Genomic DNA, 25,426 nt, shown 5'->3' with positions numbered 1-25,426 from the left:
TAAAAATAATTTATATAGAACCGGGCAGTTCAAGAGATTTTAAATGTTGTTTCATGGAATCAGAGTCATTTTTTGGATACTGATGTATTTAGGTGTAATATATTAAAGGATGAGTTCCTTAACAGAGGGCGGAGCAAGCTAAAAATGGACATTTCCCAGCTGATAGAAAAAATAAAATCATCCCGAAGGTATGAGGGACAAATTACACACACAGAAGATGTGCCCGCCAGAAAAGCATCTTACAAAGAGCTGGAAATGAATCCACTTATAAGATACGCTTTGAATAAAAAAGGAATTCAGCAACTATACGCACATCAGGCAGAAGCAGTTGAAAGAACAAGAAGTAAGGAAAACATCGTTCTTTCTACCAGTACCGCCAGTGGAAAATCATTATGCTACATGCTCCCTGTTTTTGAAAGCCTTTTGCAGGAACCACATGCAACTGCACTATATATATCACCCCTGAACGCTCTTGTAAACGATCAGCTTGATACTTTCAGGGAACTGAGCCATACAATGGGTTTGAATGTAAAAATCGACCGATTCGTAGGCTCAATGACAAAAGCCGAAAAAGATGCTGTCAAGTATGGAAATACAAAGATAATATTCACAAACCCTGAAATGCTCCACCTGAGCTTCCTGCAATGGAAACAACAATGGAGGCAGTTTCTTTCCAATCTTAATTATATCATCATTGATGAGAGTCATTCATACAGTGGTGTCATGGGAAGTCATATGGCAAACCTTCTCAGGAGACTGAATCGTATATGTGACAATTATGGTGCTAACCCACTTTACATCTGCTGTACCGCCACAATTGGAAATCCGGTAGAACACAGCTCTGCTCTGACAGGCAGGAAAATGACACTAATAGATAACGATAGTTCTGGTCAGGGTGCACAGAAATTTGTGTTCTGGAACCCACCCCTGTACTCACGTGCACAAAATTTCACCCAGAGAAAAGCCAGTTTTGGGGAAACAGTGGACCTTTTTACAACCTTTGTACAGAGCAACCTTCAGACAATTGTTTTTGCAAGGTCCAGACAGAAAGTTGAAAGAATGTACGTACAGGCAAGAAATACACTTGCAGAGAGAGGAATCGATAAAAATGTCAGCCCCTATCGCGGAGGTTATCACGGCAACGAACGTGAAGATATCGAAAAAGCACTTGCTTCCGGAGAGATCGATGGTGTCATCTCCACCAACGCCCTTGAACTTGGAATTGATATCGGCGGACTTGATGCCTGTATTATGGATGGTTTTCCAGGAACTATTATGAGTGCCAGGCAGCAGGCAGGAAGAGCAGGACGTGGAAGCAGGGAAAGCATAGTTACCCTTGTAGCAGATTCTAACGCTCTTGACCAGTACTACATGAGAAATCCCGGAGATTTTTTCAGGCGGGAATGTGAGGAAGCTGTCATAAATGTATCAAACCGTTATATACAGGCAGGCCACCTTCTCTGTGCAGCAAGGGAATTACCACTGAAACCCGAAGACAAAGAATATTTCGGACCTGAATTTGATACTATTGTGCAGGTTCTTGAAGAGGAAGGATTGCTGGAAGGAGAACTTGAGAAGCGTTCACGTGACCCTGCACCTCACATGAAAATATCTATAAGGAATATTGAAAATGACAGTTACACCATAATTGATAAAACTAATAGAAAACCACTTGAGAAAGATATCGAAAGGTTGAGAGCATACAGAGAAGCATTTGAAGGTGCAGTCTACATCAATAAAGGTAAGCCCTATTGTGTCACAAAACTTGACCACGATAAAAAAGAGATCCATGTGGAACAGGCAAGTGATGGATACTATACCAGGGCCATGGTCGATTCAGATATTGTTGTAAAGGAAGTTGTTGAAACAAAAGACCTGCTTACATGTCCTGAAGTAAAGGTAGGTTTTGGTGATGTTGATGTCACACAACAGGTAACAGGTTACAGAAAAATACAGCAAAGGTCAGACACAGAACTAGGACAACATTCACTTGATATGCCGGAATTTAAGCTTGAGACCGAGGCCATATGGCTTGAGCTTCCATATTCATTCACCGAGCTTGTGAATGAGTATGACCGTGAAATTGCCGGCGGAATTCATGCAATAGAACACGCTATTATTGCAATGTACCCGTTGCATCTGTTAGCTGACAGAAATGATGTTGGCGGAGTTTCAACGCCATCACACCCTGATATTTCAGGAAACAGCGGTATTTTTGTTTACGATGGACATCCCGGTGGTGTAGGCTACGCTGAAAGTGGTTATGGAAGAATCTCAGAGATGTTAGAGGTCACACTGAAATCCATAGAGAGCTGTCCATGCTATGATGGATGTCCTTCATGTATCCAGTCTCCAAAATGCGGGAACAACAACAATCCGCTGGATAAGGATGCTGCAATAATGATCCTGAGAAAGATGCTCGATAAACCAGCATATATACCGCAGAAGAAGAAAGTGCTAAGAAAGGTTGAAAGACCTTTGAAAGATGAAACTTACGTGCCTGTGCAAAGAGATCCTAAAGACAGGCCATTTGACCATACTGCAGCACTTAACAGAGCAAGGAGAAAACTCCGGCAACGTGACCGTAAGAGTGCTGATGAGTGGATCCGGGAAGGTATCAAAGCCGGAAAGGGAAAAGACCATGAACTGGCCTTTGAGTGTTTCTCGGCTGCCCTGCAACTTCAGCCTTCAAACGCAACAGCACTTATGAATAAAGGTATGACATGCCTGCGACTGGGACAGAGCCAGATGGCATTGACAATTTTTAACAAACTCATAAGTCAGGGATATGCAAAAAGCGTTGTATGGAAGCACAAGGGAATAGCTCTGCACCGTCTCGGTGATTTTGTTGGTGCAGTAGAGATGTTCGATGAAGCACTTAAAGAAAAGCCTGATGATGCTAAACTGAAAGAACTCAGGGAAAAATCTGCTTCCAAAATTACAAAATAAAACAATATGCAATCTAAAAATAAAGTAACCATCCGCCGAAGGCGGCACATTCCTATGATACTATACAGAAGAGTATTCCTTAGATTATTGCATTTATGCTCTAATAATACAGGAGTTCTAAAAAGACATATTCAGAGTATTGCACAGATTTTTTTATTTCATCTTGTGGGAAAACGCCGGCTTCGCCGGACCCTTCGGGATTCATCAAGTTATTTATGATCTACGATAAATCATAAAAACAGGATTTCTGCGGAACAAAATGAATGAATCAATGAATCAATAACCAGAGATAAAAAAGAATTGAACCCATCGATGAGTTCAATTTCAGACTAATTTGAGTAAATTTATGCTTCAACAATCTTAATGCTGAAAGTAAGTGCCTTTCCTGCAAGAGGATGGTTCATGTCAAGTGTGAGTGTTTCGTCTGTCACTTCACTTATTCTTGCAGGCATCTGCTGACCATCTGCAGTACCCACCACAATCGTCATACCTGCTGTTATCTCGGTGTCACACTGAAGCATGGATTTTGGAACTGTCTGTGTCATAGCAGGATTTGGTTCACCATATGCATCTGCAGCTTCGATCCTGAATGTCTTCTCTTCCCCGACTTCCATTCCTTTAACAGCCTCATCAAAACCTGAAATGACCTGACCTGAACCTACGGTAAATTCCAGAGGTGCATCATGGTTTTCAGAACTATCAAAAACAGTACCGTCATCAAGTGTGCCGGTATATGAAATCTTTATTGTATCTCCGTCTTTTATTGCCAAAAATATCAACTCAGTTTATAAAAATAAGTTAGCACTCATTTAGCTCAAGGACGTGGGGACTTTACTTAGGTGTTTTGGTGAAAAAATGCATACGGTTGTCATTACAAGTTTTAAAGTAGGATTGGCTACAACATATATGCCGATAACGGACTCAAAAATTCAGAATCAACCCGGAAAGGAGAAAAAACATGACTGACAGAGATCTGACAAAATCACTAAAGGATAGCGCTTTTAAAATGAATGCCGACATTATTGGATTTGCAGATCCAACATGTTTTTTGAATCCTGATTATACAGGAAACAAGCCACAGGATGTTATGCCTGATGTCAGATCGGTTATTGTTCTTGGGGTAAGTGTTCCACATGGTGCATTTGAAACATTACCTGCTGGAAGAGCAGAGTACACAAATACACTCATGGCAGGCACTGCAACGCTGAGAGTAATAGCATTCCAGCTTGCAAAGCTTATTGAGAAAAAAGGCTACAAAGCAACCATATTGCCATCCGAAGGAAGTGAGTTTGGGTACTGGTATGCCAATAAAGAGACATTGAAAGCCAATATGTCAATCAAATATGCTGCATATTATGCAGGACTCAGTAATTTCGGCATGAACCATCTGCTTATAAGCAAGGAATACGGTCCAAAGGTCCGCATGACTGCAATACTCACAGATGCTGAGCTTGATAATGAGACTGAGATCACATTACCTTTTGTTCATGAACACTGCAGCAGTTGCCTGAAATGCATAAAGATATGTCCGGCAGGCGCATTGTCAGAAGATGGAACAATTGACAAGCATAAGTGTGCTGATTACATGTTCAACACACTTGGAGGACTCAGGTGCGGAATGTGCATCAAGGTCTGTCCATTGTGAAAAACTAATAAGAAAGCGCTATTTTTAAAACCCTATTTTAACCATATACTGGAATTGAAGATTACTTTATAATGTTAAAAAGCCAATGGATTAGCATAAAAGAGGGAATTTGATGAAAAGAATATACAAATATTATCCTGAAGATTTTGGCGAACTGAGTGTAAAAGTCATTCATATGGATCTTGTTTTCGATGTCTTTGATGAACATACAAAAGTGACATCTGATCTGAAATTGCAAACCCTCGGCAAACCCATTGATGAACTTGAACTTAACTGCAAGAAACTGGAGATACTATCAGTAAGCTGCAATGAACGTGAAATTGATCACGAATACAAAATAAAAGAGGACATACTTCTTATCAAATTCAAGAAAACCGTACCTGAGAACACTGAAATAGTAATCAGTACGGAAACTATCTGCAGGCCAACAGACAACATACTTGAAGGACTCTATTACGATGAAACACCTGCAGGTGCTCCACCACAACAGATCACCCAATGCCAGCAGTGGGGATTCCAGCGTATTGTGCCATGCATTGATGACATGACCGCAAAGTGCACCTATACTACCACCATCATTGCTGATGAGAGATACACAAATCTCATCACAAACGGAGATATCATAATAGAAAGACACTCTGTCGGAAATGGCAGAGATAAGATTGTCTACGATAACTCTGTAACCCCGATGGCAACTTATCTTTTCTTCCTTGGCGTAGGTACATATGATACGTTCAAAAAGGAATTTGAATACCCGGATGGCGATACCTTTGATCTGGAACTGCTTGTACCACCCAACTCTGATCCTGTAATTGCCGGAAAATCACTGGATGCACTTTATGATTCAATTATGTGGATCCACCTGTTCACTGGTCCTGAACAATATGATCAGGTTGAAAAGCGCAAAGAGATCATGGATATGGTCAAGCAAAGGGATCTTCTTAAAAACGAAGGAGAAGCTGCCGGTGAGAAGCTGAAAAAGATAAGGGAAGAACTAAAAAAGGCAATTGCGTCAATTAAACCTGGATACAAATATACCGGTACTGTTTACAGAGAGATCGGCATGCAGAATTCTAATTTCGGTGGAATGGAAAATGTGGGAAATACCACAATCAGCACCAATCGTATTATGCCATTCCCTGCGATGACAGACAATGCTTTTGAATATCTCATGAGAGTTAAGGTGCATGAGTTCTACCACAACCTGAACGGTTCAGAAGTCACAGGATGGAGCCCTTTTGAAATCTGGCTAAACGAAGCTGTTACCGTCCATATTGAAAGAATGTACCATGCATATCATTTCGGAGAGGAATACAGCCGTCTTGGTGAAGTGCTTACACTTCTTGCACCGGGTTCCGGAACTTTTGCACTTGACAGGGGAGCAGCTTCAATGCCTATCATCCCTGATGGGTTCAATGACCCTGATGATCTCATTAGTTCAGTTACCTATGTCAAAGCTCCTGAATTTGTGAATATGATACAGACCATGATGGGAAAAGAGACTTTTGTAAAAGCTCTGGATGCTTATCATTCCAGATATAAGCATTCTAATGCTACAAGCTGGCAATGGATCGATGTTATGAAAGAAGTTTCCGGCATAGATTTCAAAGATATGGCGGACATATGGTTGAAACAGACACAATTCCCTGTACTTCATGTTGATTCTTCATACAGTGAAGAGGAAAGAAAATGCACCTTATCCTTTAAACAGGAAGTTCCGGAAGGAGCGTCCTTCTGGGAATTGCCAATATGTGCTGCACTTGTGGATGAGAACGGTAATGACCTTGCTGAAGTCATGGAGCGCATGACAGCCGAGGAACAGGAAATTATTATCAACAATGTTGATAAACCTGCATTCCTGTCCCTTAACCGTAACTATTCGTTCTTTGGAAAACTCGTTCATGATGCAACTATCGATGAATTGATACTGCAAGCTAAAACAGACTCAGACCTTATTAACAGGTTCCTTGCGTTCTACAGGATAGTAGATTCCGAGAAGATGAAGCTGATCAAAGATGGCAGTGATTTGCCATCTGAAGAGTTCACAGATCTTTTCCACGAACTCATTATGGATCTTGATCTGATGGAGAGGACAGGTGCACAGTTCCTGACAATCTTTGAATCTGTGGAAGATGAGAAGTTCTCACACAGCTACCAGTTGTTGTATGAAGTAAAACAGAAACTACTCAAAGCAATAGCAAGCAAACATGAAGATAGTCTCATGTCACTCTATGAGGCTTGCAATGCAAAGATAGTTGATAGTTTAGATTACCTTGAGCAGCAGGTTCATGAAATCAAGTGTCGACAATTGAAGAACAAATGCCTGTCTATTCTTTCAACTCTTGATACTCCGGTCATCCATGAGATTATCAGAAAGCAGTTCGAAACTGCACAAAATGCCACTGACAAGTTGGTGGCATTTGGTCTTTACCTTGATAGTTCCGCATCTGACAAAATTGGGCTTATGCAGAATTACCAGAAAGAAGCTGAAAAGAATCCGGTCAGCTGGGAAGCTTACCTGAGAGTTATTGGAAGCAGCAGCGGAGATGATGTAACTGACCTTGTAAGGCAGGTTGAAAAATCGGAAACTTTCAGGATTGAGCAGGCAAATGACCAGAGAGCTCTTTTTGCAAGTTTCTCTTTCAACAGGAAGAGATCCCTGCAAACTGAAAAAGGAAGGGAACTTCTAACTGAAATTATTCCAAAACTGGCTACGGTGAATGAATATAATACTGTAAACACTCTCAACGTGCTTGCCAACATCGACAGGATGGAAGAAGAATATCATGTTCCACTTGTGGAAATGATGCTTGGTTTCCTGAACAAGCTCGACCCTGAGAACAACCCGAGTGTGTATAACAGGATAAGAAAGATATTGCTTAATACTCCGAATGCTGTGGCAAAGTATGAGGAGCTAAATGGGAAAGTTGACCTGAGTTAATTGATTTATTAAAGAAGTATCTCAATTTACTTTGTCAGTATGACTTCAGGGACTATATCCTGAAGTTTATTCTTTTTTGCATGTATTTGCTACCACATATAAAATAAATATTCAATTTAGTGTCCTTTTATTTTGTTTATTACTGAATATTATTTTTTTATGGTTCACGTTGTTAATACATAAGTATATATTACATGATGTATTGTGCTACGAATAACTTAGAAAGTAGCATGAAAATAGAATATTATTGATATTAATAATACTGAAAAACAAACATTACTCGATTTCAATATAAAAACAAAAAGAAGGATTTCTAAATGGAACACGGAAAAATAGACTGGAATGAAGTATGGAAAAAACTCATGGCTGCCCAGCAGGCAGCAAACAAAGAAGTAGAAAAGAACCTGTGGAACAAAAAAGATAATGCAGAAAGGTTCTGGAAAAGAACACAGGAAAACTCAGAGAGAACACGGCTAACTCTGGAAGAGCTTCCTCTTACACCAGAATCCAGAGTACTGGATATCGGCGCAGGACCCGGAAGGCTTTCAATACCTATTGCAGAAAGGGTTGCACATGTAACCGCTGTAGAACCTGCAGAAGGCATGAAAAATCTGCTCCTTGAAAATGTCGCTGAAAAAGGAATAACTAATCTGGACTGTGTAAGCAAACGCTGGGAAGATATCGACGTCGGGAATGACCTCGATGGTTCTTATGATATTGTCATTGCATCATTCTCCCTTGGTATGCCGGATATAAAAGATGCAATCCGGAAAATGGAACAGGCTTCTTCAAAACATGTTTATCTCTACTGGTTTGCAGGAACAACTCCATGGGAAGAGCATTCTGTAAATCTCTGGCCATACCTGTACGGAATTAATTATACATGTGGTCCTAAATGCGATGTGTTGTACAACGTTCTCTACGACATGGGAATATATCCTGATATGCAGGTATTCCCTCTGGAATACACTAACAATTTTGCATCCATGGATGAAGCCATGGATTTCTTCAGATCACGATACATGATCGAGACACCTGAGCAGGAAACTATTCTTTACAATTACCTCAGGGACGAACTCTCATGGAACAACGGACAGATCTCTGAAAAAGGTAATTCAACCCGCGTGCGGATCTGCTGGGAAAAGAAACAAAACAACTAGGAGATGATATTTTGAAAATACTGATATGCGGAAAAGGCGGATGCGGAAAAAGTACATTAACAGCTTTACTGGCACAGACAATGTCCAGAGAAGGATATAATGTACTGGTGGTTGACAACGATGAATCCAATTTCGGACTTCACAGGCAATTGGGACTCGAACTGCCTGAAGATTTCCTGAACTTCTTTGGCGGGAAAAAAGACCTTGTTGAAAGAATGAAAGCTTCTTTTTCAACAGGTGAAGAAGTAAAGTTCTTTGATAAAAGATGGGAGATTGCAGACATACCCGGTGAGTATGTCTCAAAAACAGATAACATTTCACTGATGGCTGTTGGAAAAATACACGATTTTGGAGAAGGATGTGCCTGCCCCATGGGAGTTCTTTCTAAGCATCTTCTCAAGAATATAGATGTCGGAAGTAACGACATTGTTTTAGTTGACACTGAAGCCGGAATCGAACATTTCGGCAGGGGAGTGGAAGAAGGCTGCGATGCACTGCTAATGGTCATTGATCCTTCTTATGAATCAATCTGCCTTTCTGAAAAGATAAGCGGTCTGGCAGAAACTGCCTGAAAAGACCTCTACTATGTACTTAACAGGGTTGAAGGGGAAAGCAAAACGATTCTTGGAGAAAAAATCCCGGAAGAAAGGATTCTGGCAACCCTGCCTGTAATGGTTTCGGTTTTTAAGGCAGGACTGCTTGGTGAACAATTTGATGTGGATTCACCTGATGTTAACTCTATTGCATCTTTTTTGATGGAAATGAAAGAACAATAAGTAGTTCCAAAATTGCCGTTTCATCCCGAATTCTTTCGGGATTTAGATTTTTCATTATATAAATGTGGGTTTAATATTGTTAAAATGAAAATATTTGCCGGTAAAAAGTAGATATAGTTTGACTAGAAAAATTATTAATTCACATAATATTCTAATTAGTAGCTAATAAGTAATACTTTTATAGAAGAATGTATTATCAACTCCCATTCATATGTTCAATTAGAATTACAGTTGATTTTTAGATATATCACAAATACAAGGTGTTTAAATAATGGATAAAAAAAGGTTATTGGTACTATTTTCAGCATTCCTGATATCTTTGGTCTTAATGACAGCAGGTTGTGTTGATCAGGAAGATACTCAGTCCAGCATTACGACTTATGATACTGATGCAGGATCAGAGAAAGTGGATGTTGTTCGTTTGAGCGGTGGAGATTATGGTTATCCGCAACCATTCTCGATATATCCGAGAGGTCCTGGATCATCAAAGGTTGGAATGATCTTCGACAGTCTGGTAGAAAGAGATGAGGTTGGCATAATTCCATGGCTGGCTGAAAGCTGGGATGTTAATGAAGACGGAACAGAATACACATTCAATCTCCGCGAAGGCGTAACCTGGAGTGATGGAGAGCCATTCACAGCTAATGACGTTAAATTTACTTTTGATTATGAGCAGGAATATGTGCCTATATCAGGCGGTATGGAAAATGGAGTTGTAGACAGCGTCCAGGTTGTGGACGACAATACTGTCAAATTCATACTTACTCAGCCGGTTTGCACATTCCTTTACAAGATGACCGGTTTTAGGATCATACCTCAGCATATATACGAAGATGTAACAGATCCTGCCAGTTACCTTGAGCCGGAAGCTGTTACAGGTACCGGGCCATTCCTTCTTGAGGAATATAATCAGGAGCATGGAACATACAGGTTTGTAACAAACGAGAACTTCTGGGGGCCGGACACAGCTGTTGAAGCAGTCGAATTCGTTCCTGTCAGTGATGCGCTGGTATCTTTTGAACAGGGTGAGATCGATTTCACAAGTATATCACCTGATACTCTTGAACGCTTCACATCAGATCCTGAAATAAGAGTTGAACAGCAGCCTGCTTTCTGGGGATACCAGTTCTATTTCAACATGAACAAATGCACAGAGCTTGATGACAAAAAAATAAGACAGGCATTTGCTTATGCAATTGACCGTGAAGAACTTGTGGAAAAGATTGGCAGAGGCGCAGGAAAAGCTGGTAAAATGGGTATACTTTCTGAAGACCACATCTGGTACAACCCTGACCAACCGGAATATGCATACAACCCTGAAAAAGCCGGTGAATTGCTGGACGAAGCAGGATGGACCGATACGGACGGCGACGGAATACGTGATAAAGATGGTGAAAAACTGTCATATGTATTGTCACTTGGAAGCAGCGAAGTCCGTATTGGAGAACTTATAAAAGCAAGACTCCTCGAAGTAGGAATTGATGTCCAGGTCGAAGCTCTTGAAAGTAAATCCCGTGATGCAAATCTGAAAACCGGAGACTTCGAGCTTGCAATAAGTGGTTTTGGGGGATGGGGAAAAGATGCGGATTACCTCCGTACAAGATACTGTGATGACACTACAGAAACAAACAGTGTATCATCCGGCGCATCAGTGTTTGGTTATCACAATGAAACCCTGAATGCTCTTGGAGCTCATGAGATGCAGGAACTTGACGATGAGAAACGCAAGGAGATTGTCTACGAAATGCAGACCGTACTTGCTGAGGACATACCTGCAATACCACTCTATTACACCACAAAATACGATGCATGGCGCATCTCTACCTATGACGGATGGATAAATATGTACGACCATCACGCAAGAACACACAGTATTCTATCATATCTTGAGAGGGATGGAATTGCAGCAAAGAGATAATATCAAAAATCTGGTCGACTGCTGGAATAAAGCCTCCGGCAGCCGTCAGAATATACAGGACGAAGGCAGGATGGCAGAGGTCTGGAACAAACGTTCAGTGAGCTATGCCAGAAATATGGAACAGGATAGAAGACAGAAGAAAACGGACCAAATTCTTGAATTTCTTGATGAATGTGGATTTGAGCCAGATGGAGCAAAGGTTCTGGATATCGGGTGCGGACCCGGCACCCTCTCCCTTCCTCTTTCAAGAATGGGAGCAGATGTTACTTCCCTTGACATATCTTCCGGAATGCTTGACAGACTTAAAGATTCAGTAAAGCAAGAATCACTTCCTATAAACATTATTGAATGTTCCTGGTGGACCGCGGACATAGATGAGCTTGGATTCAGGAATGAATTCGATCTTGTAATTGCCTCCATGACCCCTGGAATAAAGGATGCTGAGAACTTTGACCGGATGATGACCTGCTCAAAGAAGTTCTGTTATTACAGCAACTTCCTGAGAAGAGAGGAAGATAAAGCATATCGTGATATCCGAAGCTCAATACTTGGCGAAAGTTCAGAGAACAATATGAATGGAGGAATGAACTTCCCTTTCATGTATCTCTATCTTGCAGGATACAGGCCGTCTGTCAAAATCAACCATGCCGAATGGAAAGAAGAAGCAAGCTGGCAGGAAACAGCAGACCGTGCAATAGATTTCATTGGGCGTGGCCGGGATTTTGATGATGAGACAAAACAAAAGATAATGGATTATTATCAAAACGCTGCGACTGATGGAATGTACCTTTCAGAGTCAGATGTGTACACTGGCATGATGGTCTGGGAAGTTTAACGGCAGGATGATATTATGAAAAATGACAGGAATTCATTTGTTTTCAGGTTAGTGATAACCCTTTTTGTAATTCTTGCCATTAATTTCTTCCTTCCGCGAATTATGCCGGGTGACCCATTCTCCACAACTTCCGAAGATGATTCAGGAGATGAGGTCATTATAATGACAGAAGAACAGCGACTGTATTACATGAGCTACTACGGACTGGACAAACCAGTGCACGAACAATTCCTAGTATATTTGAAGAACCTGCTAAAGGCTGACCTTGGCAGGAGCATATATTACAAAATGCCGGTCAGCGATGTGATAATGCTGCATCTTCCCTGGACTATGATGATAGTCTTTGGATCAACAGTTATCAGCACAGTTGCCGGTGTGATTCTTGGTACATTTTCGGCAAAGAACCGTAAAAAAGGCAGTGACAGGCTAATGATGGCTGGCATGATAGCCTTTGCTGAGATTCCTTCATTTTTGCTCGGACTGATACTTCTTCTGGCCTTTAGCGTACATTTCAGATTATTTCCACTTGCAGGTGCTATTACTCCCTTCGCACACTATAGCGGACCTGTGGAACAGCTATGGGATATCTTATACCATGCTTTCCTGCCTGTTATGACCCTGTCACTGGCACAGCTAACCGGAGTCTACCTGCTCACAAGAAATACATTGATCACAGTAACCACGAAAGATTATATCCGAACCGCACGAGCCAAAGGACTGGGTGAAAAGACTGTATGGACCAGGCATGCACTCAGAAACGCACTGCTTCCGGTGGTGACCAGAGCAGGATTTATGATTGGGATAATGATGGGAGGTGTTGTGCTGGTTGAGAGTGTTTTTTCTTATCCGGGAATTGGAATGACACTGCGAAGTGCCGTTGTTGGTCGTGATTATCCGCTCATTCAGGGAATTCTACTGGTAATTGCAGTTTCCATACTTATCTGCAACCTGCTGGTTGACAAAATATACAGTAAACTTGATCCGAGGGTTGCAATATGATCGAGAATGTCAATGTCTCCGGGTATGCCAGAATAATAGTTTATATTCAGGCTTTGAGTATTTACAGAATCAGTCTCAGTCTGAACAATACATTCTCGAAGTTCAGTACAGAAGGTAAGATCGGCGTCCTTGGAATTCTTGTAATAATCCTGATGGCTGTTTTTGCCCCAATGATAACACTTTATCCACCACAGAAGATCACAGGCGACTCCCTTGAATCACCCGGATCGGTTCACATACTCGGTACCGATGAGCTTGGAATGGATATCTGGTCACAGATATGCTACGGTGCAAGAATGAGCCTTACAATAGGTCTTGCAGTGGCATTTATCTCGGGTTTTGGCGGCGGAGCTATCGGTATACTGGCCGGATATATCGGAGGACACGTTGATCAGGCACTTATGAGAATTATCGATGTTACAATGGCACTTCCAAGTTTTCCGTTGCTGATCGTAATATCTGCTTTTCTCGGGCCGAGCATTCTTAATGTTATTCTTATACTCGTTCTATTCAGCTGGGCAAAACCCGCACGTATCGCGCGCTCACAGACACTAGCAATAAAGAAGAACAGCTATATTATTGCTGCCAAAAACTACGGCGCAAAACCACTTTACATTCTCCGCAGGCATATTTTCCCTGAGGTTATGCCTGTTCTGTTCGTGCTTATCATCGGCATATCCTCACATGCAATCATAGCCGAGGCAGGACTTGCATTTCTGGGACTGGGCGATCCAACATCCAAGAGCTGGGGTATGATGCTTAATAGTGCAACCGGTTTTAGCGCGATATATTTCACACCTTACTGGAAATGGTGGCTGTTGCCTCCGCTATTCATACTTATTTTCCTCCTGCTGTGTCTCGCGTTTATTAGCAGGGATATGGAGAGAATACTTGATCCCAAATTAAAGATAAAGAAAGGGGTTTAATCATGAGTCTGCTTAAAATCAATGATCTTAAATGTCACTATCAAACTGAGATCAACACTGTAAAGGCAGTTGACGGTGTTTCTTTTGAAATAGAAGAAGGGGAGATTCTCGGCATTGTGGGAGAATCAGGAAGTGGAAAGACCACTGCTGCACTTAGTATCATGGGACTTCTGCCGGAAAACACGGCGATTACAGGTGAAATAACCTACAAGGATAATGTGATCTCCTCATTATCTGAAGCCGAAATGGACAGATTCAGATGGAAGGATATTGCAATTGTTTTTCAAAATGGGATTGAAGTGTTGAATCCTGTTATGAGAGTTGGGGTTCAGGTAATAGAACCAATGTTGAAGCACCTCGATATCAGTCCCGATGAAGCACGTAGCAAATGTGCTGATCTGTTCACGACCGTTCATCTTGACCCTAAATGGATGGATTCATATCCTCATCAGCTTTCAGGAGGCATGAGACAGAGAGTTATTCTGGCAATGGCCCTGTCATGTGATCCTAAATTACTCATCCTTGACGAAGTGACTTCAGCACTTGATGCATTCACAAGGAAGGAAATAAGGGACCTTCTGGTTGAACTTCAGGAGAAGAACGGGTACACAATGTTGATGATATCACATGATATCACTTTTGTTTCTTCCGTGGCATCCAGAGTTGTTGTCATGTATTCCGGAAAGGTCGTGGAAACAGGTCCTGTAAAGGATGTTCTGATATCACCCAGACACCCATATACAAGAGGACTCATACATTCAACACCAGATATTTTTGTATATAAAGACCTCTGGGGAATTCCCGGTGATATTTCTGCTGGAAGCGGTTTCAAGGGTTGTCCATTCTTCTCAAGATGCACACAAAAGACCAGTAAATGCAATGAAACAACACCTGCTCTGATCCCTGTTGGCGGAGGAAGGGAAATCGCCTGCCACCGGGGAGGAATAGCAGGACTTTTGCAGGCAAGCGACCTGAGTTACAGTTATCGTCTCCCGGACGGACAATACCTGAAAGCAGTTGATGATGTTGATCTGGAAATAATGGAAGGGGAGGTGCTTGCAATTGTCGGACAGACAGGTTCAGGCAAATCAACGCTTGCACACATTCTTGCAAACGTGATACAACCAGCGACAGGGAACGTATCGTTCATGGGTGAGAACACCAACGCTGAAAATTATGGAAGCAGGCTTAATGGAGTACAGATTGTATTTCAGGATCCGTTCAACTCAACCAGTAACAGGTTCACCGTGATTGATGCTATCAAAGAACCTCTTGATATCAATAAGATAGGATCTGAGGAAGAACGGGTACAAATGGCAAAAGACTGCCTTGAGCTTGTTCATCTTCCGAATAATGATATTTTCCTCAGTAAATACTGTGGTGAACTTAGTGGTGGTCAGAGACAGAGAGTCGCACTTGCAAGAGCCATGGTAATGCAGCCAAAACTCCTTATTGCAGACGAGGTTACTTCAGCTCTGGATGTTTCGACATCTGCAAATGTAATGCGTCTTTTAAAGGGACTTCAGAACAGGAGAGGATTTGCAATGATTTATATCTCACATGATCTGTCTATGACGCTGAAAATTGCTGACAGAATCTGTGTTATGAATCATGGAAGGATCGTAGAGATGGGTAATTCCCATGATGTGATGCTTTCACCTTCCCATGAGTACACAAAAAGACTTGTTGGTTCAAAGATCTCTGTTTAACGTCTTGCTTAATATGAATACAATATCAATTAACGGCCTGACTAAAAAATTCGGGGATTTCACTGCAGTGGATGATGTCTCATTTCATATTAATCGTGGTGAAATTTTTGGTCTTCTGGGACCAAATGGCGCTGGTAAAACTACAACCCTCAAAGCAATAACAACTTTAGGAAAGCCAAGTTCTGGTTCGATCACAGCTTTTGGTATAGATGTTGTAAGATCACCAAAGCAAGCCAGGAAGATGTTTGGATATGTTCCACAGGCAGTATCTGCAGATGGAGACCTTACAGGTTATGAGAACCTTCTCATATTTGCCAAATTATTCTACGTGAATAAGAATGAACGTGACAAAAGGATAAACAATGCCCTTGAGTACATGGGCCTTTCAGACAGAAGTCATGATCTTGTAAAACACTATTCAGGCGGTATGATGAGAAGACTTGAGATCGCCCAGGCTCTGGTAAACAGACCTAAAGTACTTTTTCTTGATGAGCCAAGCATAGGACTGGACCCTTCTTCTAAAAGGCAGGTCTGGAAATACATTAAAAGACTGAATGAAGAATTCGGAATGACCGTAGTTATTACAACCCATGATATGCTTGAAGCAGATGAACTCTGTCACAGGATAGCTATAATGAATTCCGGGAAAATAGCAGTGATAGATACACTTTTCCTTTTGAAGAAATCTATTGGTGGAGATATTATATCGCTAAGCTTAATGGAAAGTGCCCTGAATGTATCGATTCCTGATGATTTAGGAATGATAATCGGCAACGATGATAACCGTCTCCTTATCTCTACAGACAATGCCGAAACTGCTATTCCTAAGATAATAAGGCATTTTGAAGGCAATGGAATTGTTGTCAGTTCTGTAACTGTTAACAAACAAACACTGGACGATGTTTTTATGAAGTATGCAAAATCCAGCCTTCAGTCCCAGAGTTCCATGAAGGATATCCGCTCTGTACGCAGAAGTTTTGTGAGGCGTGGAAGATGAACTATACAAATGACATCTATAATTTTGCATACAGTTCTCTTTCAATAGTTGAAATGGAGATAAGAAAAATCCGCCATGATTCAACTGAACTCTGGACAAGAGGAGTCCAGCCTGCCCTATGGCTTCTCTTATTTGGTGAAGTATTCAACAGGGTTCGTGACCTATCAATCCCTGGTTATGATTATATTCAGTTTCTCACTCCTGGCGTATTGGCACAGTCTGGTCTGTTTTGTTCATTGCAATATTCTATGGGATAACCCTTGTATGGGAAAAGGATGTGGGATTATTGGCCAAATTGCTTTCAACTCCCTCACCCCGTTCTTCAATAGTAGTTGGGAAAGCTCTGGCTGCAGGTGTAAGAGGCGTATTCCAGGCAATAATGTTCTTTACCCTGGCAGTGTTTATTGGTGTGAACCTGCGGCACAATCTCTTGAATATGATAGGCGTTTTTGTTGTAGTTATCCTGCTTGCAATGTGCTTCTCAAGTTTCTCAATGTGCCTTGCATCATTTTTTAAGACAAGGGAAAAGATGATGGGTATAGGTCAGATGATAACCATGCCGCTCTTTTTTGGCAGCAACGCAATCTATCCTATAGACCTGATGCCATCATGGCTCCAATCTATATCTAAACTAAATCTGTTAACCTATGTAGTTGACGCACTCAGAGCCTTGCTTCTGACAGGAGATTATTCAAATATCCCTAACGACATAGCATTTCTGTCTGTGATCACTTTTTTCCTCATAGTCCTTGCTTCAATGTCTGTTAGCAGGTTGCTTGATTAAATAACAATAGATTTGCCTATGTAGAATTCCTGTTTATACAAGTAACACAAACTTTGCTCTTTTTCAGTGACACAAAAACAACTTGCAAGCTAAAAACAAAGTAATCATCCGCCAAAGGCGGCACATTCCAATGCTGCTGCACAGAAGATAATTACAAAGAAGATTGTATTTTACAGAGAATTCTACAGAAGTACTGAGAAGAAAGTACAATGATTTGCAGATTATTTTGTTTTGTATTGTGGGAAAGCGCCGGCTGCGCCGGACCCTCCGGGATCACTCTAGTAATTCATGACCTACGATAGAACAGATTTATTGACATGACAAAACTGGTTTAGTTACTTTAAAGTTTTAATGGTAGGATTTCTACAGAGCCATAGATTTGTTTACTTAAGCGGAAGGAAATAACTAGAAAATAGATATACTGGTTAAAAAACCGTCAAAATCAGAATTCAGAACAGAAATATTCATTTTCTGTTCCTGCACCGGTTGCAGACAAGAGCAGTGATTTCGTATACTCATGACAGCAATCAGAAATGATCTGTTTTCTGGAACCGTATTCAACGATCTTTCCTTCTTTCATGACAGCAATATTATCTGATATATACGCCGCCGCTGCAATATCATGTGTGATAAACAGGAAAGTGATACCTGTCCTTTCCTTCATATCAAGCATCAGGTTGAGGATGTCAACTCCAATGGATGCATCCAGCATGGATATAGGCTCATCGGCAATTATCATGTCAGGTTCGCTAATCATTGCCCTTGCTATCGCAACCCTCTGACGCTGCCCCCCGCTCAGTGTATGTGGATATTTACGAAGGAAACTTTCAACAGGTGTGAGCCCCACCGATTCAAGAGCACGAATAATCCTGTTCCGGTCAACATTTTTGCCATTATTGATAATACAGGGTTCTGCCACAAGCTGTTCAACTGTCATCATGTGGCTCAGTGAATCATAAGGGTCCTGGAATATCACCTGGACAAGAGGTTTTCTGTTTTCTGTAGAATTATTGTTGATATCGGCAAAAGATATATTTCCCGAAGTCGGTTTCAGCAGTCCCAGTATCAGTTTTCCAAGAGTAGTCTTGCCACTTCCGCTTTCACCAATAATTCCAAGCACCTCACCTTTTTTAACAGTAAGGGAAACATTATCAAGAGCCTTAACCTCAGGTTCATTCCTGAACATGCCTCTACCTTTGAACACCTTACTGACGTTGTCTATTTTTATGAGCCAGAAATCGTCCATTATCATCACTCCGGATGGCACTCTAAATTACACCCCAGATGGCAGGCCACTTTCATACTACCTGTACACTCAGGAGGCCTGACTGTCCGGCATATTTCTGAAACCCTGTCACAACGTTCCATGAACTCGCAGACTTCATACTTCTTCAAAGTTGAAGGCGGAGTGCCTGATATTCCTTTTACCCGCACAGGCTCACACATCAGTGGCAATCTCGAAGCCAGAAGTTTTTGGGTGTACGGATGAACAGGATTGTTAAGAATTTCGTCCCTTGTACCCGTTTCAACGATTCTTCCTGCATACATGATGTAAATCCGATCACAGATTTTGGAAATCGTATGCAGGTCATGGGAAATCACAAGCATGGAAGTTTGTTTTTGCTGTACCACATTTTTTAGTAACTCGATTATCTTCAGTTGTACCGTTGCATCCAGCGCGGTAGTTGGCTCATCAGCAATTATGAGTTCAGGCGAAAGGAGCATTGAAAGTGCAATCATTATCCTCTGTCGCTGTCCTCCACTGAATTCATAGGGACATGAATTCATCCTTGAAGGAGTGATACCTACCATTTCAAGTGATCTTGTAGTTAAAGAAAGCATTTCCTCCCGTGACATATTTGTATGGGCTTTAATACTTTCAAAGAATTGTGACTTTATTTTAACAAGTGGATTAAGTGCATTCATGGAAGACTGTGGCACAAATCCGATGCGTTTTCCTCTGAGCTGACGCATCTTTTCCTTTTTGATATTATCGATTTTCTCTCCACTGAAGCTAATATTTCCTGACATCTCCCGACTGCGGGAATTTATATCCAGAATTGTCATGGCAAGTGTGGATTTTCCAGAACCGGACTCACCGATAAGACCTACAATTTCGCCTTTGTTTATGTTGAAATCCACATTTTTGAGAACATAATGTATGCCCTCCTTTGTTGAGAAATTTACAGTTAATCCCTGAACATCGAGTAATGACATCATTTATCACCTTCCAGTGCCTGTCCCACAAGCACAAAAGAGAGTACAAGCAAAGTGATGCATAATCCGGCAGGCATTAGCCACCACATCCATGCATCCGTGAAAAATACCAGCGGATACGAAATAGCATATTTTATCATGGTTCCCCAGCTTGGATACGAAGGGTCTCCAAGCCCAAGGAATGCAAGTCCTGATTCGGAAAGTATGGCCCGGATAGATTGCATGACAACTGTTGTAATCATAATCGGATACAGGTCAGGAATAATGTGTTTTTTGATTACATACCAGTTACCTGCACCTGAGACCCTGGCAAAGTCCACGTGACCTGATACTCTTAATGTTTTTGTCTGTGCTCTGGTGATTCTTGCGCCAACCGGCCATCCCATTAAGATAAGAATGAAAATAATATTCCAGAGACTTGGACTCAGGTACGCTGCAAGGATAAGAATGAGCGGGAGGTCAGGTATCATGAGGAAAATATCAACTCCTCGCATCATGACCCTGTCAAGATTCCCTCCTGTATAACCTGAAAATACACCTGCAAGAGTACCAATGATGAGCACGCCGAAAGAAACCAGCAGGGCAACCATCAGCGAAGTTCTCGACCCGTAGACGAGATTGGAAAATATATCTTTTCCAACATCATCGGTGCCAAGAGGATGTTCACTGCCTGGTTCAAGTAAAGGACTGCTGGACACGTCGGCAGGTGAATAAGATGTTATAAACGGTGCTGCTACGGCAATAAAAATGAAAAAGCAAAGTATGGCAAGTCCGGTAATACCTTTCGGACTTTTCAATCTCTGAAACAGCGTTTTTTCGTGCATTTTCACTCCTGCCCCGTTCTTCCATCAATATATGAACATGCAATGTCAGCTACATAGTTACATGCCAGCACCACCAGTGACATGAATATGAAAGCTCCCTGCAGTACCGGATAATCACGTTCTATGAAAGAATTGTATACCAGCATTCCCATTCCCGGATATGAGAATACGGTTTCTATGAATACTGTACCTGCCACCATAAAACCAAGCATCGCTGCTATCTGGTTTATCACGGGAACAATTGAATTGATAAGCACATGTTTTTTTATTGTTCTCTCTTTAAGTCCCCTGGCTTCTGCCATCAATACATACGGTTTTCCGAGTTGCTGGACACAGATATTTCTCACAAGCAGGTATGTACCCGGCATTTCAAAGGCGGCAAGGCAGAGCATCGGCAGTGCAAGATGGGAAATGATATCCAGTGCATGATCTATGAATCCTGCATAATTCATATACGGAGTCATTGAACCTGACGTCGGGAACCACCCGGTTTTGTATCCGAAGACAAATATCATTATAGCGCCAAGGAAGAATGCAGGTATCGACCTGAAGAATGGCATTATTACAAGTAGTGCATGGTCCAGTTTTTCCCCGCGTTTCCAGGCAGATTCAAGACCAATTATAATCCCGAAAATAGTTGAAAATACAAGAGCAGTACCCATGAGAAGTATGGTCCAGGGAAGCCTTCCCACCAGAATGTCAACTACAGGCACATTATAGAAAATAGAATAACCGAAATCAAGATGCAACGCATCTGAGATGTAATGTATGAACTGGATATGAAGAGGGTCATTAAGATGATAGTATTCCATCAGCTTGTATTTTGTTTCTTCGTCAATGACCACAGGAAGATCAGAACTCTGGCTGCCTGTGATACTGAGTAGTGGTCCGCCGGGCATTACCCGGGGAAGAAAAAAATTGATTGCAAGGATCAGGAAAAAAGTGATGGCATACTCCAACCCTCTGGATATTATATGCCCAGACCTTTTCCTGTCCATTGTTCTTAATCTCCCTTGCGTTTTCCCTGTTTAGCGTTTCCCGTGGAGTATCAGGATAAAAGCACATGCAAGAATTGCAACTGATTCAAGTATTCCTATGCTGTCAACTGAATTCTCTGTGTTCGTTGTAGTCGTTTCATCACTGTCCCCGTTCCAGGTTCCATAGATGAAAACAAGTTTGTTGTATTCGGTTGGCACACCGCCACCTACTCCACCATCCGTGTAGAAGAAACCGGTTACTGTGTCCTTGCTGCTTGCACTGTAAACGTTTCTGTACATGAGTGGGATTGTTGGCACGTTGTCAGCGATAAGGACCTGCATCTCATCAACCAGTTCCTTGCGCTTGTTCTCATCCATTGTGCTCATCTGCTCTTCTGCAAGAGCCATGAACTCTGAATTGTTCCATCCGGTTGATGTCGGGAATGAGTTCAGCATTCTGGCAGGGTCAGTGGATGTACCATGTGAGTATATTGCCAGATCAAAGTTGCCTGCTGTGACAAGTCCGTCAACGGTCTTGGTATCTCCCGGTTTAAGAGTGATTCCAATACCTATTTTTTTCAGGTAGGTCTGGACAAGTTCCGCGATCCTCTGGCTCTGCTGATCAGATGAATACAACAGCTGGAACTCAAGTGGATTTCCTTCTGAATCCAATCTTATTCCATCACTGTTAGTTTCGGAATAGCCTGCATCATCGAGCATCTGATTGGCTTTATTGATATCATATTCGTACTGAGTTACATCTGGGTTATACCAGCTTGAATAAGGAGGAACATATCCGGGGTTTCCTCCGATTCCACCACCGTGGAGTACTCTGCTCTCGATATCAGAACAATTCAGTGAATAATAGATTGCCTGCCTAACTGTTGTATCATTTAGTATTGTGTTTGAAGGAATATTGAACCTCAGGCGGTAAACCCAGTATCCTGGTCCGCTGATAACTTCCATGTTATCAGATTCGTCAAGTGCCTGGACCTGATCAAGAGTCAGACCTGATTCATCTATTTCCCCGGTTTTCAGGGAAATAACAGCATCGGATGTTTTGACATAGATGAGTGTGTCTATGATCGGTTCGCCAAGGAAGTAGTCTTTGTTTGCTGTGTATTTGTAAGACTGCTGATCCGTATCATAATCTTCAAGAATGAAAGGTCCTGTACCTATTGCAGCCTCATCTTCCATGTATTTGCTTGGGTCTTCTACATTTTCCCATATGTGTTTTGGCATGATAGGGATGACTGCTGCAACCTGCTGTATGAAAGGTGCATATTGGTAATTCAGGGTAATTACTACGGTATAATCATCAGTAGCTTCAACGCTTTTAATTACCGCAGTATTGTACCAGCTTGAGCCTATCGGACTTATGGCAGCCTTATCTTTGATGTAATCCATTGTGAAAACAACATCATCTGCTGTGAAAGGTTCGCCGTCATGCCAGGTAACTCCTTCTCTCAGGTGGAATGTCCATTCAAGGCCGTCATCGGAACTTTCCCATGACTCCGCTAGAAGACCCGTGAAATCTCCTGATTCTTCAGGCCATACGAGTGCATCAAAACAATAGCTTGTCATGATGTATCCGGGACCACGTGGATAGAATGTCAATGGGGAAGGAAAACCCCAGTCAGCTGTTGAACTTGTGCCCCAGCTGGCTGTAAATACTCTTTCTTCACTACTGTCTTCACTTGAAGCGGATGCAGGTACGAATAATATTGTACTGACCAGAAGTAATGATATGAAAAGAGAAATTGATCGTTCACTCAATTTCATCCTTACCATCCTCTGTTATATTCTTCATAGCATGGGATGCAGATATATTCACCATTCTGGACTCTGGTCCGTGATTCTGCCATCATTTCACCGCATTTGGCGCACTGAAGAGAATTGAATATCCTTGCTTTTCCAGGAATCTTTGCATCAACAAATTTGACCTCGAACATCTCTTCAACAGGAGTGTTCCGCATTGTTACGGAGATGCCATCCATTCTTTCCCTGAACTCTTTTACTTCTTCCTCGGTTGCAGTGCCTGACATTACCTTAGGACGAAGTTCGCTGACCTTTGGATCGATGCTGTCAATATTAAAACTGGCTTTGAGAGCGACTCTTACGGCTTTTTTGCTTTCACGACAGATGAATGTGAATACCTGTTTGGCATGGTCCTTGTAGATGAGGTTGCCTTTGCCTATTGTGCAGCCTGTAAGTACCTGTACTGCATCTACTCCGCAGGCATCGTTTTCTACGATGGTTACAAGTTCCTCGTCAATATCCCTTTCTGTTTCCAGTTTCTCAATACCTGCTTTTGCTGCAATGTAACCAATAGTAAGGCCTGGACAGACATGTCCGTGGAACTTTGCAGCATCTTCAAAAGAAGCAAATTCTCTTGTTGTATTTTCGGTAGAACAATCTGATGACATGATAATCACTGACTGTAAAATGTAGTAATACATATAATACTTTTTGTGTTATTTGTTTCTACGTGAATATTATAATGACAACTATAATCGGACTTCAAATGGAATTCATCATATGATAAAGCAAATAATGTGACATCAGTAATATTGTAATTTACTAAAATACCAATAAAAAGAAAGGTAAAAAGTGTAAATGGCTAAAACAATTTCAGGAAATATTAAACAGAATCGTTTTCCTTATACATTTTGGCAAGCGGGTCTTTTCCTTCAGGGAACATTGCAGCAAAAGGCTCAAATTTGCCGATTTCTTCAACCGTGCAGAAATGCATGCCATTATCAGCACCCATCATCATTAAAGGCCGGGCTTTGTCCACATTGCATAATCCGTCTTCACCATATACTTCATCTGCAACTTCCAGATGGACAACTTTACCCATGATAAGTATGTAGCTGGGTTCTTCATACAGCTTGAAAAGTTCACATTCCATCCAGACATAACATCCTTTTATTCCGGGAGCACTGATCTTTTTTGAGCTTTTTTCCTCAAGACCTGCAAATTCAAACTCATCCTGGTCTGCAGGAATAGCTTTTGCAGTTGGTATAACCTTGTCTGCAAAGTCTGCGCCTGCAAGGTTAACAACAAATTCTCCGGTCTCCCTGATGTTGTCAAGTGTGTCCCTTCTTTTTGCTGTTGCTATGCATATAAGGTCAAGAGGCCTGAGCACCGGCATAACGCAGCCATAGGGAGCGATATTCCTTACCCCATCCGTGCTTTTTGTAGAGATAAAAGCAACTGGCAGAGGCATTACTGATTCTCTTTTGAATGGTTTTAATTCCATATGTATCACCATTTGATTTACGATTGTTAGTAATAACTTAAACTAATAAATAGTTATTAGTTGTTATTTTTTAAGAGATTCGTAATATTGATATACAAAGAATTCCTATTAACAACTAGACATGTCAAGCACTACTACAACAATAACTAGAAAGTTCTCCGAAATATATTCTGTATAACAAATCAGGCAGTTCAAGCGTAACTGCTTTGTTTGACCTGTTGATATTGGCCAATTCATGTACCAAGACCTTCCATTAAAATTGGCCAATCCTCCTATTGTGGAAGTAGATCGTGCTTTTCAAATTGTAAAGCAGATGTAAGAATCGTGGATTACGTCAGTTACTATCTGGATAATGAACAGTTCCCTGCAACATGAGTTATTTCACCTGTTTATGCCAATGTTATACTAACTAAGGATTAAGGTCCACATATGTATTGGCTATCATTTTTTTGGAATATGAGTAATCATTGAGTAATCTTCGACTCTGGAAAAAGTTATTTGGTTTTT

21 protein-coding genes are annotated in these 25,426 nt (G+C 41.5%); 13 read left to right on the top strand and 8 right to left on the bottom strand.

The window, feature by feature from the left end:
- The first annotated feature begins 144 nt into the window (after positions 1-144).
- On the top strand, positions 145-2,949 hold the full coding sequence (locus tag BLP52_RS12455) for a DEAD/DEAH box helicase (protein ID WP_091710812.1): 2,805 nt from the start codon (positions 145-147) through the stop codon (positions 2,947-2,949).
- Positions 2,950-3,293: 344 nt separating this feature from the next.
- Here the strand turns inward: BLP52_RS12455 and BLP52_RS12450 are convergent, their stop codons facing one another.
- Complete coding sequence (locus tag BLP52_RS12450; protein ID WP_091710811.1) at positions 3,294-3,719, bottom strand: FKBP-type peptidyl-prolyl cis-trans isomerase; 426 nt, start codon at positions 3,717-3,719, stop codon at positions 3,294-3,296.
- 188 nt (positions 3,720-3,907) lie between these two features.
- On the opposite strand from BLP52_RS12450, the gene BLP52_RS12445 reads away from it, so the two are divergent.
- From BLP52_RS12445 to BLP52_RS12395, 12 genes are all read left to right on the top strand, one after another.
- Entirely contained in the window at positions 3,908-4,594 is a 687-nt protein-coding gene (locus BLP52_RS12445; RefSeq protein ID WP_091710810.1) for an epoxyqueuosine reductase, read from the top strand.
- 112 nt (positions 4,595-4,706) lie between these two features.
- Positions 4,707-7,535, top strand: coding sequence for a M1 family metallopeptidase (locus BLP52_RS12440; protein WP_091710809.1), 2,829 nt, complete (start codon positions 4,707-4,709; stop codon positions 7,533-7,535).
- A gap of 317 nt (positions 7,536-7,852) precedes the next feature.
- On the top strand, positions 7,853-8,695 hold the full coding sequence (locus tag BLP52_RS12435; RefSeq protein WP_091710808.1) for a class I SAM-dependent methyltransferase: 843 nt from the start codon (positions 7,853-7,855) through the stop codon (positions 8,693-8,695).
- A gap of 11 nt (positions 8,696-8,706) precedes the next feature.
- Positions 8,707-9,267 carry an ATP-binding protein gene (locus BLP52_RS12430; RefSeq protein ID WP_238380832.1) on the top strand — a complete coding sequence of 187 codons (561 nt, stop codon included), beginning with the start codon at positions 8,707-8,709 and terminating at the stop codon, positions 9,265-9,267.
- Between the two features lie 475 nt (positions 9,268-9,742).
- On the top strand, positions 9,743-11,389 hold the full coding sequence (locus BLP52_RS12425; protein WP_091710807.1) for an ABC transporter substrate-binding protein: 1,647 nt from the start codon (positions 9,743-9,745) through the stop codon (positions 11,387-11,389).
- On the top strand, positions 11,367-12,224 hold the full coding sequence (locus BLP52_RS12420) for a class I SAM-dependent methyltransferase (protein WP_091710806.1): 858 nt from the start codon (positions 11,367-11,369) through the stop codon (positions 12,222-12,224). The genes BLP52_RS12425 and BLP52_RS12420 overlap by 23 nt, the downstream gene beginning before the upstream one ends.
- A gap of 15 nt (positions 12,225-12,239) precedes the next feature.
- A complete protein-coding gene (locus BLP52_RS12415) occupies positions 12,240-13,223 on the top strand; it encodes an ABC transporter permease (protein WP_091710805.1) in 984 nt (327 codons plus the stop codon).
- Positions 13,220-14,149 carry an ABC transporter permease gene (locus tag BLP52_RS12410; RefSeq protein ID WP_091710804.1) on the top strand — a complete coding sequence of 310 codons (930 nt, stop codon included), beginning with the start codon at positions 13,220-13,222 and terminating at the stop codon, positions 14,147-14,149. Before BLP52_RS12415 ends, BLP52_RS12410 begins: the two co-directional genes overlap by 4 nt.
- 2 nt (positions 14,150-14,151) lie before the next feature.
- Positions 14,152-15,858 (top strand): ABC transporter ATP-binding protein, encoded by a 1,707-nt coding sequence (locus BLP52_RS12405; protein ID WP_091710803.1) that lies wholly within the window; start codon positions 14,152-14,154, stop codon positions 15,856-15,858.
- A gap of 13 nt (positions 15,859-15,871) precedes the next feature.
- Positions 15,872-16,855, top strand: a complete 984-nt coding sequence (locus BLP52_RS12400; protein WP_238380834.1) for an ATP-binding cassette domain-containing protein — start codon at positions 15,872-15,874, stop codon at positions 16,853-16,855.
- Positions 16,852-17,112, top strand: coding sequence for a hypothetical protein (locus BLP52_RS14615; protein WP_202905792.1), 261 nt, complete (start codon positions 16,852-16,854; stop codon positions 17,110-17,112). The genes BLP52_RS12400 and BLP52_RS14615 overlap by 4 nt, the downstream gene beginning before the upstream one ends.
- Complete coding sequence (locus BLP52_RS12395) at positions 17,085-17,639, top strand: ABC transporter permease (RefSeq protein WP_202905791.1); 555 nt, start codon at positions 17,085-17,087, stop codon at positions 17,637-17,639. Before BLP52_RS14615 ends, BLP52_RS12395 begins: the two co-directional genes overlap by 28 nt.
- 442 nt (positions 17,640-18,081) lie before the next feature.
- Here the strand turns inward: BLP52_RS12395 and BLP52_RS12390 are convergent, their stop codons facing one another.
- From BLP52_RS12390 to BLP52_RS12360, 7 genes are all read right to left on the bottom strand, one after another.
- Positions 18,082-18,885 (bottom strand): ABC transporter ATP-binding protein, encoded by an 804-nt coding sequence (locus tag BLP52_RS12390; protein ID WP_091710862.1) that lies wholly within the window; start codon positions 18,883-18,885, stop codon positions 18,082-18,084.
- A 5-nt stretch (positions 18,886-18,890) separates the two neighbouring features.
- Complete coding sequence (locus tag BLP52_RS12385; protein WP_091710801.1) at positions 18,891-19,859, bottom strand: ABC transporter ATP-binding protein; 969 nt, start codon at positions 19,857-19,859, stop codon at positions 18,891-18,893.
- Positions 19,856-20,680: an ABC transporter permease gene (locus BLP52_RS12380; protein WP_091710800.1), complete on the bottom strand. Its 825-nt coding sequence runs from the start codon at positions 20,678-20,680 to the stop codon at positions 19,856-19,858. Before BLP52_RS12380 ends, BLP52_RS12385 begins: the two co-directional genes overlap by 4 nt.
- Positions 20,681-20,682: 2 nt before the next feature.
- Positions 20,683-21,678 carry an ABC transporter permease gene (locus tag BLP52_RS12375; protein WP_091710799.1) on the bottom strand — a complete coding sequence of 332 codons (996 nt, stop codon included), beginning with the start codon at positions 21,676-21,678 and terminating at the stop codon, positions 20,683-20,685.
- A 30-nt stretch (positions 21,679-21,708) separates the two neighbouring features.
- On the bottom strand, positions 21,709-23,439 hold the full coding sequence (locus tag BLP52_RS12370; RefSeq protein WP_091710798.1) for an ABC transporter substrate-binding protein: 1,731 nt from the start codon (positions 23,437-23,439) through the stop codon (positions 21,709-21,711).
- 2 nt (positions 23,440-23,441) lie between these two features.
- Positions 23,442-24,083 (bottom strand): FmdE family protein, encoded by a 642-nt coding sequence (locus BLP52_RS12365; RefSeq protein WP_091710797.1) that lies wholly within the window; start codon positions 24,081-24,083, stop codon positions 23,442-23,444.
- 215 nt (positions 24,084-24,298) lie between these two features.
- A complete protein-coding gene (locus BLP52_RS12360) occupies positions 24,299-24,919 on the bottom strand; it encodes a flavin reductase family protein (protein ID WP_091710796.1) in 621 nt (206 codons plus the stop codon).
- Positions 24,920-25,426: the final 507 nt, after the last annotated feature.

The sequence above is a fragment of the Methanolobus vulcani genome (genome assembly GCF_900100715.1).
Lineage (GTDB): Archaea > Halobacteriota > Methanosarcinia > Methanosarcinales > Methanosarcinaceae > Methanolobus > Methanolobus vulcani.
Note: the sequence above shows the minus strand (reverse complement) of the source record. Positions and strands in the feature narration are given on the sequence as shown.

Bases quoted from the DNA above. Each gene is read 5' to 3' on its own strand.
- BLP52_RS12455 (WP_091710812.1), top strand. From the start codon at position 145: ATGGACATTTCCCAGCTGATAGAAAAAATAAAATCATCCCGAAGGTAT.
- BLP52_RS12445 (WP_091710810.1), top strand. From the start codon at position 3,908: ATGACTGACAGAGATCTGACAAAATCACTAAAGGATAGCGCTTTTAAA.
- BLP52_RS12440 (WP_091710809.1), top strand. From the start codon at position 4,707: ATGAAAAGAATATACAAATATTATCCTGAAGATTTTGGCGAACTGAGT.
- BLP52_RS12435 (WP_091710808.1), top strand. From the start codon at position 7,853: ATGGAACACGGAAAAATAGACTGGAATGAAGTATGGAAAAAACTCATG.
- BLP52_RS12425 (WP_091710807.1), top strand. From the start codon at position 9,743: ATGGATAAAAAAAGGTTATTGGTACTATTTTCAGCATTCCTGATATCT.
- BLP52_RS12420 (WP_091710806.1), top strand. From the start codon at position 11,367: ATGGAATTGCAGCAAAGAGATAATATCAAAAATCTGGTCGACTGCTGG.
- BLP52_RS12415 (WP_091710805.1), top strand. From the start codon at position 12,240: ATGAAAAATGACAGGAATTCATTTGTTTTCAGGTTAGTGATAACCCTT.
- BLP52_RS12410 (WP_091710804.1), top strand. From the start codon at position 13,220: ATGATCGAGAATGTCAATGTCTCCGGGTATGCCAGAATAATAGTTTAT.
- BLP52_RS12405 (WP_091710803.1), top strand. From the start codon at position 14,152: ATGAGTCTGCTTAAAATCAATGATCTTAAATGTCACTATCAAACTGAG.
- BLP52_RS12400 (WP_238380834.1), top strand. From the start codon at position 15,872: ATGAATACAATATCAATTAACGGCCTGACTAAAAAATTCGGGGATTTC.
- BLP52_RS14615 (WP_202905792.1), top strand. From the start codon at position 16,852: ATGAACTATACAAATGACATCTATAATTTTGCATACAGTTCTCTTTCA.
- BLP52_RS12390 (WP_091710862.1), bottom strand. From the start codon at position 18,885: ATGGACGATTTCTGGCTCATAAAAATAGACAACGTCAGTAAGGTGTTC.
- BLP52_RS12385 (WP_091710801.1), bottom strand. From the start codon at position 19,859: ATGATGTCATTACTCGATGTTCAGGGATTAACTGTAAATTTCTCAACA.
- BLP52_RS12380 (WP_091710800.1), bottom strand. From the start codon at position 20,680: ATGCACGAAAAAACGCTGTTTCAGAGATTGAAAAGTCCGAAAGGTATT.
- BLP52_RS12375 (WP_091710799.1), bottom strand. From the start codon at position 21,678: ATGGACAGGAAAAGGTCTGGGCATATAATATCCAGAGGGTTGGAGTAT.
- BLP52_RS12370 (WP_091710798.1), bottom strand. From the start codon at position 23,439: ATGAAATTGAGTGAACGATCAATTTCTCTTTTCATATCATTACTTCTG.
- BLP52_RS12365 (WP_091710797.1), bottom strand. From the start codon at position 24,083: ATGTCATCAGATTGTTCTACCGAAAATACAACAAGAGAATTTGCTTCT.
- BLP52_RS12360 (WP_091710796.1), bottom strand. From the start codon at position 24,919: ATGGAATTAAAACCATTCAAAAGAGAATCAGTAATGCCTCTGCCAGTT.